At 64.0% G+C, this 16,291-nt stretch carries 12 protein-coding genes and 2 pseudogenes; 7 read left to right on the plus strand and 7 right to left on the minus strand.

Annotated elements, in window-relative coordinates; all coding sequences use genetic code 11:
- Window positions 1-322: 322 nt before the first annotated feature.
- From K309_RS0128300 to K309_RS42000, 7 genes and pseudogenes are all read left to right on the plus strand, one after another.
- Window positions 323-1,729 carry a metallophosphoesterase family protein gene (locus K309_RS0128300; protein WP_029049500.1) on the plus strand — a complete coding sequence of 469 codons (1,407 nt, stop codon included), beginning with the start codon at window positions 323-325 and terminating at the stop codon, window positions 1,727-1,729.
- 174 nt (window positions 1,730-1,903) lie between these two features.
- Window positions 1,904-2,434 carry a hypothetical protein gene (locus tag K309_RS0128305; protein ID WP_029049501.1) on the plus strand — a complete coding sequence of 177 codons (531 nt, stop codon included), beginning with the start codon at window positions 1,904-1,906 and terminating at the stop codon, window positions 2,432-2,434.
- A pseudogene (locus tag K309_RS37730) lies at window positions 2,422-4,736 on the plus strand (AAA family ATPase). The gene K309_RS0128305 and the pseudogene K309_RS37730 overlap by 13 nt, the downstream one beginning before the upstream one ends.
- A gap of 95 nt (window positions 4,737-4,831) precedes the next feature.
- Window positions 4,832-5,332 carry a hypothetical protein gene (locus K309_RS0128315; protein ID WP_029049502.1) on the plus strand — a complete coding sequence of 167 codons (501 nt, stop codon included), beginning with the start codon at window positions 4,832-4,834 and terminating at the stop codon, window positions 5,330-5,332.
- A gap of 171 nt (window positions 5,333-5,503) precedes the next feature.
- Window positions 5,504-5,734 (plus strand): hypothetical protein, encoded by a 231-nt coding sequence (locus K309_RS0128320; RefSeq protein WP_029049503.1) that lies wholly within the window; start codon window positions 5,504-5,506, stop codon window positions 5,732-5,734.
- Between the two features lie 340 nt (window positions 5,735-6,074).
- Window positions 6,075-6,338, plus strand: coding sequence for a hypothetical protein (locus K309_RS0128330; RefSeq protein WP_232232524.1), 264 nt, complete (start codon window positions 6,075-6,077; stop codon window positions 6,336-6,338).
- Window positions 6,339-6,354: 16 nt separating this feature from the next.
- Complete coding sequence (locus K309_RS42000) at window positions 6,355-6,528, plus strand: hypothetical protein (protein ID WP_156914468.1); 174 nt, start codon at window positions 6,355-6,357, stop codon at window positions 6,526-6,528.
- Window positions 6,529-6,662: 134 nt separating this feature from the next.
- On the opposite strand, the gene K309_RS0128340 is transcribed toward K309_RS42000, so the two are convergent.
- From K309_RS0128340 to kdpC, 7 genes and pseudogenes are all read right to left on the minus strand, one after another.
- A complete protein-coding gene (locus K309_RS0128340; protein ID WP_029049505.1) occupies window positions 6,663-8,357 on the minus strand; it encodes a site-specific integrase in 1,695 nt (564 codons plus the stop codon).
- A 1,235-nt stretch (window positions 8,358-9,592) separates the two neighbouring features.
- A pseudogene (gene dapA, locus K309_RS37735) lies at window positions 9,593-10,562 on the minus strand (4-hydroxy-tetrahydrodipicolinate synthase).
- Window positions 10,549-10,905 carry a hypothetical protein gene (locus K309_RS0128355; protein WP_035878528.1) on the minus strand — a complete coding sequence of 119 codons (357 nt, stop codon included), beginning with the start codon at window positions 10,903-10,905 and terminating at the stop codon, window positions 10,549-10,551. Before K309_RS0128355 ends, dapA begins: the two are co-directional and overlap by 14 nt.
- Window positions 10,906-11,047: 142 nt before the next feature.
- A complete protein-coding gene (locus K309_RS0128360; RefSeq protein ID WP_029049508.1) occupies window positions 11,048-11,830 on the minus strand; it encodes a TorF family putative porin in 783 nt (260 codons plus the stop codon).
- Between the two features lie 133 nt (window positions 11,831-11,963).
- Window positions 11,964-12,659, minus strand: coding sequence for a two-component system response regulator KdpE (gene kdpE, locus K309_RS0128365; protein ID WP_029049509.1), 696 nt, complete (start codon window positions 12,657-12,659; stop codon window positions 11,964-11,966).
- Between the two features lie 29 nt (window positions 12,660-12,688).
- Window positions 12,689-15,541 carry a DUF4118 domain-containing protein gene (locus K309_RS0128370; RefSeq protein ID WP_029049510.1) on the minus strand — a complete coding sequence of 951 codons (2,853 nt, stop codon included), beginning with the start codon at window positions 15,539-15,541 and terminating at the stop codon, window positions 12,689-12,691.
- A gap of 110 nt (window positions 15,542-15,651) precedes the next feature.
- Window positions 15,652-16,275 (minus strand): potassium-transporting ATPase subunit KdpC, encoded by a 624-nt coding sequence (kdpC, locus tag K309_RS0128375; RefSeq protein WP_029049511.1) that lies wholly within the window; start codon window positions 16,273-16,275, stop codon window positions 15,652-15,654.
- Window positions 16,276-16,291 lie beyond the last annotated feature (16 nt).

Raw genomic sequence — 16,291 nt, forward strand, 5'->3', positions numbered from 1 at the left:
AGGGCCGAAGGAACAGGAGGGAAGGCCCTTTGGCTATCGAAGTTGGACTGTCTCAGATGTTCGCGCAAGCGAAGCTCGCCGAGACGGCCAGCAGGGTGAAGCCCGGCTGGTTTCCGGCAGCGAGAAACCGACTTCGCCGAGTCAAACCTAAGCCATCCCAGGCCTCAGGTCGGGGCATCACAAGCCTGAGAACCTCAACTGTTCCAACCGCCCGGTGCGGACCCGCATGCCGGGTGGTGTGGGAGGGGTGCGGCCGATAGGCCGCCCCCTATCCCGATTCTCTGCCGCACTTCGCCGGCACATTTCGTTTGGAGGTACCACCATGCTCAACAAGAGCGAACCCTTGTGGCTTGCCCACTTTTCTGACCTGCATTACTCGCCCGGCAACCTGGCCGAGGCCGACCGGTGTTTCGGCTTCGCGGTAGAGAATGCCATCGTTTCCGGCTGCCATGTCGCCGTAGTGTCCGGCGACTCGACGGACCACGGTCTCGATGCACACACCCCGGCGCTTGGATCGCTCGCACGGCGCATCCATCGGCTCTCGGGCTACTGCCCGGTTTTGATGCTGCAAGGGACATTCAGCCACGAACCGCCCGGCACGCTGGACGTGTTCAGGCTCATCGGTGCGCGGTATCCAGTCTATGTCGCTGATCGCATCCACCAGGTGGCGCTGTGTGACGGCGCGTTTCACCCGTCTGGTGGTGCCATCTTCACCGAGGCGGAGTTTGATGCCCTGCTGGCCCAACACGGCACGCCCAAGGTCGTCTTCACCTGCGTGCCGACTGTCAACAAGGCGGTGCTGGCTGCGGCCGCTGGCGTGGCCAATGCGGCAACTGCCGTGGGTGACCACCTGGCCAGCTACCTGGTGGCGGCGGGCACGATGAACGCGCGCTTGCGCAGTCGGGGAATCGCCACGGTCGGCGTCTCGCACGGCACGGTCAATGGCTGCCAGACCGAGCACGGCGTGCCGATGGCAGGGTTCGATCATGAGTTCGGGATCGGCGCCCTGTTCGAGGCAGAGTGCGATGGCTTCCTACTCGGCCACATCCACCGTGCCCAGCAATGGGAGCGGGAGGGCAGGGTGGTTGCCTACCCCGGCTCCATCGGACGCTTCCACTACGGCGAGATCGGCGCGAAAGGATACCTGCAATGGGACATCGTTCCGGGCCGGGCATCCGCGCAGCTGGTGGAGACACCCGCGCGCGAGACGGTCTGCGTGGACTTCGATGGCCCGCCGGACATGGATGCATTGGCTGCCGTTGCGGCCGAGGCTGCCGACAAGTTCGTACGCGTGCGCTGGACGGTGAACGAAGAGCATCGGCAGCTGGTCGACCGCGACGCCATCATGGCGTTGTTCGGCAAAAGCGCGGAGCTGAAGATCGAAGCCCGCGTCCTGCCCGCTGTGCGCAGCCGTGCCGAAGGCATCAGCCGAGCGGCAAGCCTGCCCGAAAAGCTGTCGCGGTGGGGGGAACTGACCGGTGTTGCAACAGGCCCCCTCGCGGAGCGGCTGGCGCTGCTGGAATCGCTTGACGCGCAGCCGATTGCCGACGGCGTGCTTGAGCAGTTGCGCGGCATGCCGGTGCCGGAACCTGATGAATCCCCCCGGGGAGTCGACGAGGCGGAGGATTTTCCATCCACAGCCAGTCCATTCGCGCGTGAAGAACTACTGGGCTTGCCCCCTGCACCAGCGCCGCAGATGGAGTGGCTAACCGACGATCTTTTTGCGTAGCAATACGCCAACCAATTGAACATGCAGCCATGTTCCGACTGCCTTCGAGGCAGTCGAAACCCGGTTTCACCCGCGTCCTGGACGCATCGACTCAGCAGTATCCAATTCTTTCCATTGACCCTGACGGGTGCTTCCCGTCCGGGGCGCACTCCGTCCTATCCCGAGGAGTGCATCATGATCTTGTACCACGCCGGCCCGCAGTGGCTGTTCGTCGACGAGACGTCTATCAATCGTTCGGAGATGGCCAAGCGCCTGACCGAACATCATGGGTTCACCCCATGCACGCTGTACGAGCCGTTTGGCGCAGGCCGCGGCGCGGTCATTGCCAAACATGACCACATGCTGGTGATGGCGCTGGGCGAGGCCGGTGGCAACACCTTCTATGCGGTGGCGCCGTCCAAGGAACTGCAGGACCTCATCTGGTCGTTCTCGCATGGCCTGGCTTCCCAGTGGAGCGAGCTGGAACTCCGCGCGCTGACCGGTGAGGGCGACTGGAATGCTCTCATGACGATGGCCGCAGCGCAGTTCGCGGCCGCACGCCGCTCGGTCGAGCGCGCGATCGCGGGTAATCCGGCGCATGACGCACCCACCGCCCAACAATCCATGCCGGCAGAGATGCCGTTGCTGGACGATGACGTGATGGAAGTGCCGCCGGACTACCTCCACTCCTTTACCGGCATGGAGGTGTCCGAATGCGCCCACTGAAACTGACGCTTGCCGGATTCCATGGGATCCGTGACGGCATGCAGCGCGACAGCGTTACCGTCGACCTGTCGTCCGTGCCCGCTGGGCTGATCGCCATTGTCGGGCCGAACGGTGCCGGCAAGACGACGATCATGGACAACCTGCATCCGTATCCGATCATGCCGAGCCACGCGGCCAAGATGTCGGCCGACGCGTTTTCGTACTGGGACCATCTGTGCGCACCACGCGGGATCTGGAATGGGAGCACTGCGGCAAGGTCTACCGGTCGGCATTCGCGTTCCGCAACCCGGGCAAGAGCCGCAAGGCGGAGTACTACTTGTTCGAGAAGGTGGGTGGCGACTGGAAGCCGGTGCAGTTGGCCGACGGAACGTTGTCCGATGGCAAGGCGGAGACCTATGGTCGCTGCCTCGAGGCGGTGCTGGGTTCGGCGGAGGCGTTCTTCACGAGCGTCTTTTCTGCCCAGAACCGCCGGCCACTGGCCAGCTATCAGCCTGCCGAGATCAAGAAGCTGCTCGCCGAGCTGCTCGGGATCGACCACCTGCGTGAGTTGTCGGCCAAGGCTGGCGACGTCGCCAAGGCGTTGAACCGGGCTTTGGAGACGGTGCAGCGGGACGTGCTTGTGCTGGCCGGAAAGCGCGACACCGTGAACGCGATCGCCAAAGAGATCAGCCAGATTGACGAAGGTCTCGGCGCCGAGCGCGCCCGCCGCGCAGACAACCGAAACAGCGGCAGCAAGCTGGAGCAGGAGCGTGCGACGCTGGCGGCCAAGCAGGCCGCTTCTGCCGGAACCGAAGCACGCTTGCGCGAGCTGGACCAACGTCATCGTGAACTGACGGGCCGCCGGCAGCAGCTGGCCGGCGACGACCGTGCTGCGGCGTCGAAGGCTTCGGTGCGGCGCCAGGATCTGCAACGCCTTGCCGCGGAGCACCGGTCCACGCTTGCACAGGCTGAAGCCATCAAGGCAGCAGCCCATCAGCGTGACCAAGTGCAACTGGCTCTCGGCCGCCATCGCGGCGAACTCGACCGCCTGCAGAAGGAGCTTGCCGATCTGGAGCCTGTTGCCGGCCAGCACGCAGCGATCGCCAGCGAACTACGGGGGATGGAATCCCGTGGATCGGTGGCGGCGCAGTTGGTCAAGACGCTCAAGGCCCAGACGGAGGTGATGGACCAGGTGCCGTGCGCTGGCCATGACATGCACGCGCGTTGTCCGTTGCTGGCCCAGGCGCGCGAAGCCAAGGGCAAGCTCGAGCCACAGGTTGTTGAGGTGGCGAATCTGCGTACCAGCTACAAGGCAAAGCAGGAAGCCTTGCAGCAGTTGACCGAAGCGCTGGCGCGGCTCAATGAGGTGCGGCGCGCCGTTGCGGCGCTGCGGCAGGACGCCGAGCAGGGCAATTCAGAGTTGCAGCGCCTCACGGGGCTTGCAGCGAAGAAGCCTCTGCTTGACGCCGCGGCGGCGGCATTGGAACTGGCGCAACGCGATCTCGTGACCCTGGACGCGGAGGAAACCGAACGGAAGGCGCGGTTCGACCGTGATACCCGGGACGTGGACACGCAACTGGCGAGCCTGCGGCGCGAGCGCGATAGCCTGGCTGTGACGGACGTGACGGGCCTCGTTGCCGATCTCGATCGTCGGCTTGCAGCCAGCCGCGAGGCGGTCAGTGCATTGGACGGGCGGATCGAATCTCTGATCCGCCGGCAAAGCGCCCTGTCCACCGAGCGCAGTCTCCTCGAGCGAGAGCTAGTCGGGTTGGGCGGCCTGGAATCTCAGGTCCAACGCCTGTCCGACGAGATCGCCCAATGGAAGCTGCTAGCGAAAGGCCTCGGCAACGATGGCGTCATTGCCCTGTCGATCGACGATGCGGGCCCTGCCATCACCGCCATGGTCAATGACCTGCTGCTGGCGTGCTACGGACGGCGCTTCACGGTCGCCATCCAGACGCAGACGAAGCTGGCCAATGGTGACGCCCGGGAGGGGTTCGCCATCAGCGTGCTTGATGCTGACAACGGCACGACGAAGGATTTTGCCGTGCTGAGTGGCGGCCAGAAGGTGTGGATCAATGAATGCCTGACGCGTGGAATCGCCCTGTACCGGGCGCAAGACACGCAGCAGCCGTTCCAGACCCTGTTTACCGACGAAGCCGACGGCCCGCTCGATCCGGAGCGCAAGCGTGCCTTCATGCAGATGAAGCGCGAGGTGCTCCGGCTTGGTGGTTACGAGCGGGAATTCTTCATCAGCCAGACGCCCGATCTCGTGGATGAGGCCGATGCCGTTATCGACGTGGTGGCGTTCGCGGCTCAGTAGCGCCGCGACTCCATCGATCTTTCTAATCTGGCCCGCATTACCGAAAGGGGTGCGGGCTTTTTTCTGTGACTTCCGAGATGACAAATTGCGACACCATGAATGAAACGGCAACGAAGCTGACCGCGGAGCAGGAGGATTTCGTTGCCAAAGCGATCGAGTTGGGCAAGGCTCAAATCCAACAGGAAATCGCTTCGGGCCGCATACCGCCGACAGTAAAGACCTTCAGTGCGCTTCACGACTTCGTCGACGCCAATGAATTCGGTGGACTGTGTGCGGACGATAGCGACTTGCCGCGGCTGTTCCCCCGCGTGACCGAGAGCGACGCTGAAGTCTTCTGCGAGGCGGCGAACCGGGTCCAGCAAGCGCTGGACCAATGGCTGACGAGCGGGATGGAAAAGGCAGGCATGCTCATTTCAGGGCTGGTGGAAGATGCCTTGCATGCAGCCTGTCTGGCGGTGCAGGAGCGGCTGAAGATCGACTACGGCGACGTAGCCGGTGTCTTCTTCTCAGGCAACCAGAAAGAGGAATTCGACGCGATGTTCTCCCGCTATGCTCTCTGTGAGATCGCCATGCTCGCGTCTTCGGACGACGAATGAGTGGGCGTAGGCCTCCACGGCGGCGGATTGTCGCCGCGTGAGGTTCTCGCTAGAATCTGCCTACTACGCGCGTCATCGACGCATCGACCTCGCTGACACCAGTCAGCAAATTTCTTTCACCCATAGGGGCCTTCCCTATGGACAAGGCTCCGTCCATTTCAGGAGCCTTCCATGTTTATTCACTCTCGCGTTACTGGCACTGCTGTCCTTGCTGTGGTGGCGATGCTGTCGCTGGCGCTGTATTTTCGCGTCACGACTGCCAACGCGGCTCTTCTCCAATGGCAGTTGCTGTGTTGCTTCGGCGCTGTTGCAGCCATGGCAGCGTTGTGTATCGTGCTTCGCGTGCGGGCCCTACGCAACACGCGGAAGCTCATGAAACTCGTTCGTCCGGGCTGGCTGTGAGCCATGCACGCACATTCCGCCCTCGCTCATCGAGGGTTTATTGCTTCCTATAGAAGGCCCGGCCAACAACCCGTGAAGCGACTTCATGGGCGTGCTGCTCGTAATCGCCATCAAGGGGCCCAGCATCGATGACATGGACGGCAAGCAGCCGAGCTCATGCGTGCTCGCCGATGAGGTCGTGGCGGGGATTCCGAAGTTTTAACGTGGCCAGTCTGTCCGACTCGATCCACGATCCGGTCTGACGGGCCGTGGCGACATTCACGTAAAGCGCGAAGCGAATTTCTCGTTCAATCGTGCAGGTACTGGCCTGCAATCTACATTTCACACTATGACAAAAACCATGATTTCGGCGGAACACGCCGCCAAGTTGCTGCCTCGCGGCAAGAAGGTACATACATTCATCCGCGTGTTTGCATGGGTGGGTGCAGACGTTGACCGTGCGAGGGTCCTGGCCGCCTTTGAGTCGGCCAAGGAGGTCGAGGTATCGTCATATGCCGCCTGTCTTGACCACCACCTCGTGATCGAGCTGGACGGGATGCGCACATACATCAACACCAACCCGAAGGCGCTTCGCAGACTGCATCCGCAGGTTGCTGCTGGCTGACACTGGGGGAGCGTCAATGAACCCGATTGACAATATCGGGCTGCATGACCCGGAGTTCGATGGCTCTGGTGGCGCTGCGGAGGTCGCGCGCCGGCTTCGCCAACTCGCTAGCGAGGTATTGCGGGTCGGAGGTTACGAGCGGGAATTCTTCACCTTGCGGACGAGGCAGACGCTGTCATCGATGTCGTAGCGCTAGCGCTGCAGTACGTGCCTAAAAGGGGTCATGCCAACATACACCCAATCCGCTATCATAAGCCCTGCGGTTATTTAGAAAGCGGCAATTAGAGCTTTTTAGATATAAGCGCCGCCGGTGCGCCGAATGGATCAGGCAGCGAAGGCGGCGCCGATCTGCCGCGCTCGTTTGACCTCATCGCCGTGCAGGTAGATCGAGGTGGTCGAGATCGAGGCGTGCCGCAGGTTGTCCCGGACCGTCGTCAGTTCCGCGCCGCGCGCCAGCGCGTGCGTGGCATGCGTGTGCCGCATCCAGTGCGGGCTGGCTTGCCGCAGCTTTTCGGCCGCCACCGGGTTCTCGTCCTGAATCAAGTCCGCAACTTGGGTGAAAAACCGCCGCAGCACGCCCCACAGCCGCGTGCCGGTGATGCCGTTGGCCGGGTCCTGACCGAGGCCTCCAATCAGAGGCGCGTTCGGGTTCCAGCGCGCCCGGGTGACCGGCAGGCCACGCTCCACCAGATACCGATCGAGGGCGGTGCGTGCCAGCGGAGGCAGTGCCACCTTGCCCGCCTTGGCGCCTTTGCCCACCAGGTAAAGCCAGTGGTCGCCATGGTGATCGACTTCGATGCCACCGAGCGTGGCGCCGACCAGCTCACTGGCGCGCAGTCCCGTGGCGTAAGCGAAGTCGAGCACAAACCGCAACCGCTGGGCCGCTGGCTGCTCCCAGCCATAGGACCATTCCAGGCCGTTGGCCAGGGTGCGGATCAGCAGCCATTCCCCTTCCGTGAACACGTGGGACGTATCCAGCGGCGCGGCGCGCGCGCTGCCGCGCACCTTGATGCCGGCGAACGGGTTCGCCAGCACGTAGCGCTGCTGGATCAGCCAGCGGAACATGGCGCCGAGCACCGACAGCGCATAGGCCGTGGAGCGAGCCGACAGGCCTTGCGCGAACGGGCGCCACTCGGGCGACGTGCGCGGCCGCGGCGGTCCGACCCAGCGCCGGTGCGGCGTCGGCCGACGCAGGAAGGTGCGGTAGGCAATCGCGTCCTCGGTCGTGAGCGATGAGAGCGGCCGCTCGCGCTCGACGATCGCCCACAGGATCAGACGTTCGGCCTCCTTGCGGTAGGCCCGCTGGGTGGCCGGCGACTCGTGCAGCGCCAGCCAGGCCTGGATGGCCGCGTAGTCATTGTCGGCATTGAGGGTGCAGGTCTGCCGCGGCGCACGGAAGACGCCCTGGGAGCCGTCGACCTCGTGGGGCAGGCGCAAGTCTTCCCACGGCACGATCACCCGGTGCTCGTCGGCGGCAATCAGCGCGCGGGCGCGTTCGGTGAGTCGCGGGTGGGCGGCAAAGAAGGCTTCGATCTGCCGCGCACTGGCCGGTCCCAGACCGGGCACGGCCGCCCACCAGCGGCGCCGCCGGGGCACGCGCACGGTCAATGCCGCCAGCGTGTCGATGCCGTTGGCGCGCAGCGCCTGCACGACACGCGGGGGCAGCCACAGGGCGATGTCGTCGCCGATCTGCGGCTGGGGCAGCGGCATGCGTCGCAGCGCATCGATCGCGTGGCCGGCGGCCTTCGCCCGCCCGACCCGCTTGGCCGCGCCGTGCGCGAACACCGCAGCGAGGTCCTCGCGCTGCCGGGCGCGCGCGAACGCGATCAGTTGCCGGCGGATGCGGCCTAGCACGCCGCGGGCGGACTGGCCACTGGCCTGGCGCTCGCCCAGGTAGCGCGCCACGGCGTCGCGTGCCGGCAAGCCTGCGTACCAGGCGCGCAACGCGGCGAGCGACGCCCCATCGGGGAACGCCGGCGATTCCGGAGCCGCGGCAGGAGGAGCTGGAAGCAAATCCATACCCACCAGTTTAGCGCCTTGGCGACGCCATTACGATAAGAAAAGTTATCTGAATAGCACCGTCTTCAAGCGCATCCGGTAGCTGCGCCGACCTTTTGGAATGGGCGAGTGGTCGCAGCGAATGACTGTTTCCGCGCCACGCGACAGGCGCTTGACGACCCCTATGCACAGGTCGCAACTATGTGCATATGTGCCCCGAGATTGACGGTTTCTGCTTAGGTTCTTTGAGGATTCGGGCCGAGACCGTCTGCGCATAGTTATAGCGTCCGTAGGAACTCCATGAGTGAGTCCGGCGCCCGGAACCGACGCATGGTGGTGTCGGGAAGCTTCAGTCGTGCAAGTGCCTTCTCTTCCAACGAGAGTCGGCTTCGACGTAACGGTGGAGTGGTCGTGGTGCTCTCGTGGCCGAGCCAAAGCGCGATGACATTGAACGGCACGCCGGATCGGGGGTTCGCCATGATGGCCCCCTCTAGTGGGACCACCACTTAATCCGCAGCGGAAACTATGTCGGACGATCGCACTCCGTTTGCCAACGACCGCATTGGAAGCAAAGGCGGACACCAACCTGGAGACGCCTTGGCAGGCCGGATGGCATTTCCCATCACGCTCGCTTCGATCGGTCACGTGCCCTTCCCAGTCCGAAAAGTCTCGAATTTAAGGCCCCTCTCGCGTGGGCATGTAACCCTGCGGCAGAGCATAGAAGGTGAGATGCCTCTACACCAAACCGCGGCTTCATTGACAATACTCAGGTGTCAAGCGAGTCCGCTCCACTGGAACTTGTCATCGTTTCACAGAGCCGGTGATGTCAAGGAGCGCCCTATCGCTCCGTGAAGATGAGCCCCATCTGCTCGGCCTGACTATTGATCCAGTCCCAGTCCACGCTCAGCTCGCGGTGGCAAGCGGGACAGGTCAACGGCTGCGGCAGCTTTCCCGAGACCATATCCTGCAAGGACTCGGAGTGAACGTGCCCGCACGCAGTGCAGGTGAAGAAGAGTGGGATAGGAGGTTTCATGCTGACCTCGACCAATTGGCCGCTGTAATTCGGCAAGCGCCTTGGCAAATGCTCGGTACTGACTTGTACCGATCCCGGGCTACCGGCCTCTGATATCAATGTACCAACACAACTGCAAAAGTTGTGTAAAGAGCTTGGCTCCCGGCATAAACAACGCATAAAACCTGATTGCCTGGCATCACCTGCCTGCCGGCGGCGAAGGGTGGCAGCGGTAGCTGGCTTATCAGGCTGTTAGATGCTCACCCCATGCGACAGCAGGCGGCGGAAGAAGGGCCATGGCCTCTTCCAACCGCTGGACCAACGCGGAACTTGCCGGCTGCAACGGCATTCGGGTTTCCGGGGAAATCGCGCCAGATAGTGCCAGGGCTGCTTTCACCGGTGCGGGATTCGGCTCCGCAAACAAAAGCGAGATCAACGGCGCGAGCCTCGCATACAATGCGCGCGCCGCCCGAACGCGGCCAGTCTGTGCCAGATGTAGCAGGCGTACGAACAAATCCGGACGGATATGCGAGGACACGGCGACGACGCCTGCGCCCCCCGCAAGCAGGTGATCCAGCAGGGCCACATCCTCGCCGCACAGCGCAGTCACATGCGGATCGTCGACAAGTACCCGGAGATTCCCGCTGTTGCACTCCTTGACCGCCGCAATCTGCGGCTGCGCGAGCAGCGATCGGATGAGCGCCGGCGACATGGCACAGCCTGTTCGCTTCGGGACGTTGTACAGCATCAGGGGGCGGGCCGTGGCGCGCGCCACCTCGTTGAAATGCCACACGATGCCCTCATCAGAGGGCCGCAGGTAGTAGGGCGGCGGCACCAGGTAGCCGGCCAGCTCAAAGGCATCCAGTTCGGTAACCTGCGCACATACCGCGCGGGTATCGACCGCTCCGACGCCAGCCATCACCGGTAGCTCGCCTTGGACGGCCTCGAGCACTGCCGCGGTAAAGACTTGCCGTTCGCGGGGGGGAAAGCAGGCTTCCCTCGCCCGTCGTGCCCAGGATGATCAAGCCGTTCACGCCTGCCTCGACGTAGCTCTCGGCCAGCCTGGCCGCACCCGACAGGTCCAGCGACCCGGCGCGCATCGGCGTGACCATGGGCACCCAGATTCCCCACGGCGACTTGGGGTAAATCGCTTTGATAGCGGTGCAGGCGCGGACGGCGGCACCTGAGAAGCTCTCTTCCTCAGTGCGCCACATAGTCGTCTCCCAGGGCTGTCGTGACCCCGAACTCCGCGGCCGGAAACGCCATCATGATGGCATGCATGGCCGCGTCGCGGTCGCTGCGGGCAATCTCCACGTGCAGCGTGGCTTCGCCGCGCCGGTAATCCACGTTCACCACATCAACGCGGGCCAGTTCACCGAGCGCCCTGTGCAGGGTCTGCCGCAGCCCGAACACCTCGGTGGATGCCACGGCAAGACGCATGCGGATCCGGGCAGGTTCCGACTGGGAGACCGCGCGCAATGCGGTCACGGTGGCTTCGCTGCTGCGCAAGGTAATACGTCGGGGATCGGTGTCAACGGCCAAGCTTGACTGTCGCATGATTCGATGGACCCTCGCGATAGCGGGTCGTGTGTTGGACATGGGTCTATGCTAGCCAGCGCCGTCTAAATTTGATGCAAGGAAATGGGGCTGACGCGTTAAATTGGCATCAAAATCAGCGGCGCCGGCAAAGCTCACGCGCTCAGAATGTCTTCGTCAGCGAAGCCCACGCGGTGCCACGCCCCATGTAGCGGCCCTTGGCATTGGTGTACACGGTCTTGTCGGCGTTGGTATCGATGTAGGCCACCGCCAGCGCAAAGCCCTTGCCCAGATCCTTGGTCAGGCCGATCTTCCAGTCCACATACGAGGCATTGGCAATCTGCACCTTCTGGTAGCCCACATGCGTATTCAGCCTCAGGTCCCAGAAATTCAACGGAACATTGGCCGACAGGTCGATGTACCAGCTGTGCTTGCTGTCAGCGAAGCCGAAGAGATTCGTCGGCGCATAGGAGTACTTCAGCGTCACCGGCCCATAGCCCAGGCCCGCATACACCTCGGTAGTGTATGGGCGCGTGTAGTTTGCCGGATAGTCGCCCGGGTAGTAGTACTGCAGCACGCCGATGTCGTAGCTCCAGTCTCCGCCGCCGAACGTGTTCTTGTAGCCGCCGTAGAAATCCATCTCAATTGGCGCCGACACCTCGGGGTTGCTGTCGCCCAGCCAACTGATGCTCGAGTTCCAGTTGCCGAGATAGAAGCCACTCGCATGGCTGTAGTCGAACCCGCCCTGGATTGCGGGCCGCCGGTTGGTCTGCATCAGGCCGCGGTAGCGATATTCGGTGGCCACCGCGACGTTGGCGGTGAACGTATGCGCGGACGGTTCGGCCTCAGGCTGGGATTGCGCCGCGGCGGGCATGGCGGTGAATAGGAGGAAGGAAGGTACGGAGCACGCAAGCAATGCGGCCGCGGTATGGCGCAGGACAGTCATTTGTTCTGGTGACGAAGTTGAAGGGATCCCGTTGCAGGGAGCCTCGCCACGATATGGCCTGACGCGTAAAAAAGGTATCAAAAGTCGCAGTGCTCGCGTGCAATTCCGGTAAAGACGCCCGGCTTTTTCAGTGTTACGCGGCAAACCGGTAGCCCAATCCAACTTCCGTCAGCAGATGGGCAGGCTGTGCCGGGTCCGCTTCAAGCTTGTGCCGCAGATGCCCCATGTAGACGCGCAGATACTGGCTGCTTTCCGTCTGCGACGGTCCCCACACCTCTCGCAGCAATTCCCGGTGCGTCATGACCTTCCCAGAGTGGGCGAGCAGCACCGCCAGCAGACGATACTCGATCGGCGTCAGGTGCACGGCCTGTCCGGCACGGGTGACCACACGGCTGGCAAGGTCGACTTGCACATCGCCGAACGTGATCTGGTGAGAGCCATGCTGGTGGGCCCTGGCATGCCGACGCAGCAGAACACGCAGGCGTGCGACCAGTTCTCCGACGCCAAATGGTTTCGTCAGATAGTCGTCGGCACCAGCGTCCAGGGCGCCGATCTTGTCAGCTTCTCCGCTGCGCGCCGATAGTATGAGGATTGGCACATCGGTCCACGTACGCATCTCGGAAATCAATTGCACGCCATCGCCATCGGGCAGCCCGAGGTCGAGTATGACCAGATCGGGCTGCCGGGTACCCGCCTCGATCAAGCCGCGCTTGAGCGATTCCGCCTCGTGCACCGTGCAGCCTTCCGACTCCAGCGCCGAGCGGACAAAGCGCCGGATGTGGCGCTCATCCTCAACGAGCAAAACCGTCGGGGAAAAATCAAATGGCATGTGCTCCCTCTCCTTGCGGTGGTGGCAGACTAGGCATCGGCCGGCTCCTGCTCCAGTTCCACCACGGGCGGATTACCGCGAGGTAATGCGACCATGAAGCGCGCGCCCGCCTGCCCGCCAGGCCGGTCTGGCCGCTGCGCGGGTTCCACCCAGATGCGCCCGCCATGCGCCTGCAGGATGGCCTCACAGACGGCAAGACCCAGGCCAACGCCTGCCGTCGCAGATTCGCGCTCGCCGCGTGTGAATTTCTCGAAGATCTGCCGTTCCTTGCCCTTGGGCACGCCCGGGCCGTCGTCCTCTACCGCAATCCTGATTTCGTCGTCGACCGCTGCGGCCGACAGCCGGATCTCGGTGCCCGCGGGAGTGTATTTAGCCGCGTTCTCCAACAGGTTGCACAGCACGCGTTCGATCAGCACGGCGTCGCATTCGACCAGAGGTACCTGGGACAAGTCGACAACGGCAATGCGATGGCGCGCGAGCGCCTCGCGCATGGCCGCCAGGCTGGCCCCAACGAGCTCTTCCACCGACTGCCATTCCATGTGTGTACGGACATCGCGACTCTGCAGCCTGGCCATGTCAAGCAGGTTGACCACCATGGTGCGCATCCGTCTTGCTTGCTCGAGCATGGCGGATACCGTCTCATCCAGCGGCGGCGCCAGCGCAGGCTCGCTGCGCTGCATGGTTTCGGCCATGCCGATCAGGCTGGTCAGCGGGGTTCGCAGATCATGGGATACGGCCGCCAGCAAGGAACTGCGCAAGCGCTCCGACTCCATCGACAGCAAGGCCTGTTGTGCGACTTCGACGTAGTGCAGCCGTTCGATCGCGATGGCGATCAGTGTGCAGAACACGTCGACCTGGCGTCGCAGCGCAGGCTGCGCAAAGGCGTGCGAGACTGCCGGCTCCACCGCCAGCACGCCACGGGCCTGCATCGGTGCCTTCAGCGGCAGATACAGCACCGTGCTGCCCGGCAAGGTATGCGTGCCGGTTCCGGCCGGCTCGCCGTGATCGAAGACCCATTCCGCCAGTACGCGGTCGATCGAGTCGGTTCGCGCGGCGGGGTCTCGCTGCAGCGCATCGGACACCGGCGGCAGCAGCCGCCCTTCCAACGAAACCAGGAAGAAGGCCGAGCTGGCATCGAAGGCCGCGCGCAGGAACCGGCTACCGATCGAGACAATCTGGTCCGGCGTCAGCGCGGCGGACAGCTCGCGCGCCAGCTCATACAGCGTGCGCGCATCTTCCTCGCGCTGCACCGCCAAGCGCGCCTGCTCGCGCAGCCCGGCGGTCAGCTGGCCGATGACGAGGCCGACGGAAAGCAGGACCAGGAAGGTCAGCAGGTACTGCACGTCGCTGACGGCAAACGACAGGCGCGGCGGCACGAAAAAGAAATCGAAGGCGGCCACCGCCAGTACCGAAGCCAGTGCCGCCGGCCCGCGGCCATGCCGCAGCGCAACACCGACCACGGCGGCGAGGAACAGCATGGCGATGTTGACCACATCGAACCAGGGAAACGCCAGACCCGACAGTGCGGTGGCGCCCGCGCACCAAACCACCGCCCACGCATAGTCCCGGCGCGTGGCGCCGTCGGCGGCAGGCGCCGGCTCAGGCACTTCGGCACCGTGGCGTGGGCGCAGGTCGGCGCGCGTGGTGTCGGCCGCCACACGGATGATATCGATCTCCGGACACCCGATCGCCAGCGCGTCGGCAAAGCTGCGGCGGCCGAACAGCCACGCCGGCGCGTTCACAAACGGCGACAAGGCGAGGGCAAGAAGGGAACGGGCCCGCTCTGCCAGGGAGGTGCCCCCTCGGCGCCAGTCTGCCGGTGCCCGGCCGATGACCACCTTGGTCAGGTTATGGCGGCGAACGTACCCCACGACTGCCTGGACCATGTCATTGCCAGCCAATGTCTCGGTGCGGGCGCCCAACTCCTCGGCGAGACGCATGGCCGTCTGCAGGCGAACCTTTGCGGAATCGGACGGGGGCGTCAGCCTCGGTGTGGCGATGGTCACCACGTGCCAGTCGCAATCGAGCTGACCGGCAAGCCGACGCGCGCTCCTGACGACCTGTTCCGCATCATCGCCACTGCCGATGCAAGCCAGCACGGCCTCGCGCGTGCGCCACACCGCCTGCACGGCTTCGGACTGACGCCATGCCCGAACGTCGTAGTCCACACGGTCCGCGGTCCGGCGCAACGCCAGTTCGCGCAAGGCGATCAGATTGCCTTTCCGGAAGAAATTGCGCGACGCATGTCGCGCCTGCTCCGGCAGATAGACCTTGCCTTCCTTCAGCCGGCGCAGCAGCTCGTCGGCGGGCAGATCGACCAGCACGACTTCGTCGGCGCTGTCGAAGACAACGTCCGGCACGGTTTCCCAGACGCGGATGCCTGTAATGCCGCCCACCGCTTCGTTCAGGCTGTCCAGGTGCTGCACATTGACGGTGGTCCAGACGTCGACTCCGGCAGCTTGCAGTTCCTGGATGTCCTGCCACCGCTTGGGATGGCGGCTGCCGGGCGCATTCGAGTGCGCCAGCTCGTCGACCAGGATCAGCGCAGGATGCCGGGCCAGCGCCGCATCCAGGTCGAACTCCTGCAGAACCCGCTCGCGGTACGGCACATCCTTCATTGGCAGCCGCTCGATACCGGCAATCAGCGCTTCGGTCTCTGCACGCCCGTGGGTCTCCACGATGCCAATGACGACGTCCGTGCCCTGCGCAACCGCCGCCCCCGCCGCAGTCAGCATGGCAAAGGTTTTCCCCACCCCGGCGGATGCGCCAAAGTAGACCCGGAGCTTGCCGCGCGAGGCCCTTTCTCCTTCGGCTTCCACCATCCGGAGAAGGGCATCGGGATCGGGACGTGCGTCGGCACCGCCGAATTCGGCATCAGACATCGGAAGGCTCAACCTCTATCCTTACATTGGCAAAAACGTGCTGCCTCGCATCCGGATACCATCGTCATTCTGGCAGGCGTGCAAGCCCGCAGCATCGCCCCGTCAGTGGGTTACTTCTGTGCAATGGCATCCAAGGCAAGGTTCAGCTTCAGGACATTGATGCCCGGGTCGCCCAGGACCGAGATTAGCGGCGTTTCCGTATTCGCCGCAATCAGTTGCTTCACCTGTTCGATCGGCATCCCTCTGAGGCGGGCGACGCGTGCCGTCTGGTATTCGGCAGCGGCAGGGCTGATGTGCGGGTCGAGTCCACTGCCGGATGCCGTAACCAGGTCCACCGGCACAGGGGCCTGGTTGCCGGGATCGGCGGCGCGCAGTGCGTCGATGCGCGCGCGTGCGGCGTCGGTCAGCGCCGGATTGGTGGGGCCGAGGTTGGATCCGGCCGAAGCCGTGGGGTTGTACGGCATCGGTGCCGTGGCCGACAGCCGGCCCCAAAAGTACTTCGGGTCGGAGAACGGCTGGCCGATCAATTCCGAGCCAACCGCCTTGCCATCCTTCTCAATGAGCGAGCCGCCGGCCTGATGCGGGAACACAGCTTTCGAGATTGCCGTGATCACGCCGGGATACAGCAGGCCGGTCACCAGCGAAAGACCAACGAACACCACCATCATTGGCCGCAACAAGCCACCCTGCACGGGTACCGGCGATGGCTGCTGGGATTGCACTTGCGTATTCATGAATATGCTCCGAATC

Source organism: Cupriavidus phytohabitans, assembly GCF_000426345.1.
In the GTDB taxonomy this organism is placed as follows: Bacteria; Pseudomonadota; Gammaproteobacteria; order Burkholderiales; family Burkholderiaceae; genus Cupriavidus.

Coding starts and splice junctions, on each gene's coding strand:
- K309_RS0128300 (WP_029049500.1), top strand. CDS start 323: ATGCTCAACAAGAGCGAACCCTTGTGGCTTGCCCACTTTTCTGACCTG.
- K309_RS0128305 (WP_029049501.1), top strand. CDS start 1,904: ATGATCTTGTACCACGCCGGCCCGCAGTGGCTGTTCGTCGACGAGACG.
- K309_RS0128315 (WP_029049502.1), top strand. CDS start 4,832: ATGAATGAAACGGCAACGAAGCTGACCGCGGAGCAGGAGGATTTCGTT.
- K309_RS0128320 (WP_029049503.1), top strand. CDS start 5,504: ATGTTTATTCACTCTCGCGTTACTGGCACTGCTGTCCTTGCTGTGGTG.
- K309_RS0128330 (WP_232232524.1), top strand. CDS start 6,075: ATGATTTCGGCGGAACACGCCGCCAAGTTGCTGCCTCGCGGCAAGAAG.
- K309_RS42000 (WP_156914468.1), top strand. CDS start 6,355: ATGAACCCGATTGACAATATCGGGCTGCATGACCCGGAGTTCGATGGC.
- K309_RS0128340 (WP_029049505.1), bottom strand. CDS start 8,357: ATGGATTTGCTTCCAGCTCCTCCTGCCGCGGCTCCGGAATCGCCGGCG.
- K309_RS0128355 (WP_035878528.1), bottom strand. CDS start 10,905: ATGCGACAGTCAAGCTTGGCCGTTGACACCGATCCCCGACGTATTACC.
- K309_RS0128360 (WP_029049508.1), bottom strand. CDS start 11,830: ATGACTGTCCTGCGCCATACCGCGGCCGCATTGCTTGCGTGCTCCGTA.
- kdpE (WP_029049509.1), bottom strand. CDS start 12,659: ATGCCATTTGATTTTTCCCCGACGGTTTTGCTCGTTGAGGATGAGCGC.
- K309_RS0128370 (WP_029049510.1), bottom strand. CDS start 15,541: ATGTCTGATGCCGAATTCGGCGGTGCCGACGCACGTCCCGATCCCGAT.
- kdpC (WP_029049511.1), bottom strand. CDS start 16,275: ATGAATACGCAAGTGCAATCCCAGCAGCCATCGCCGGTACCCGTGCAG.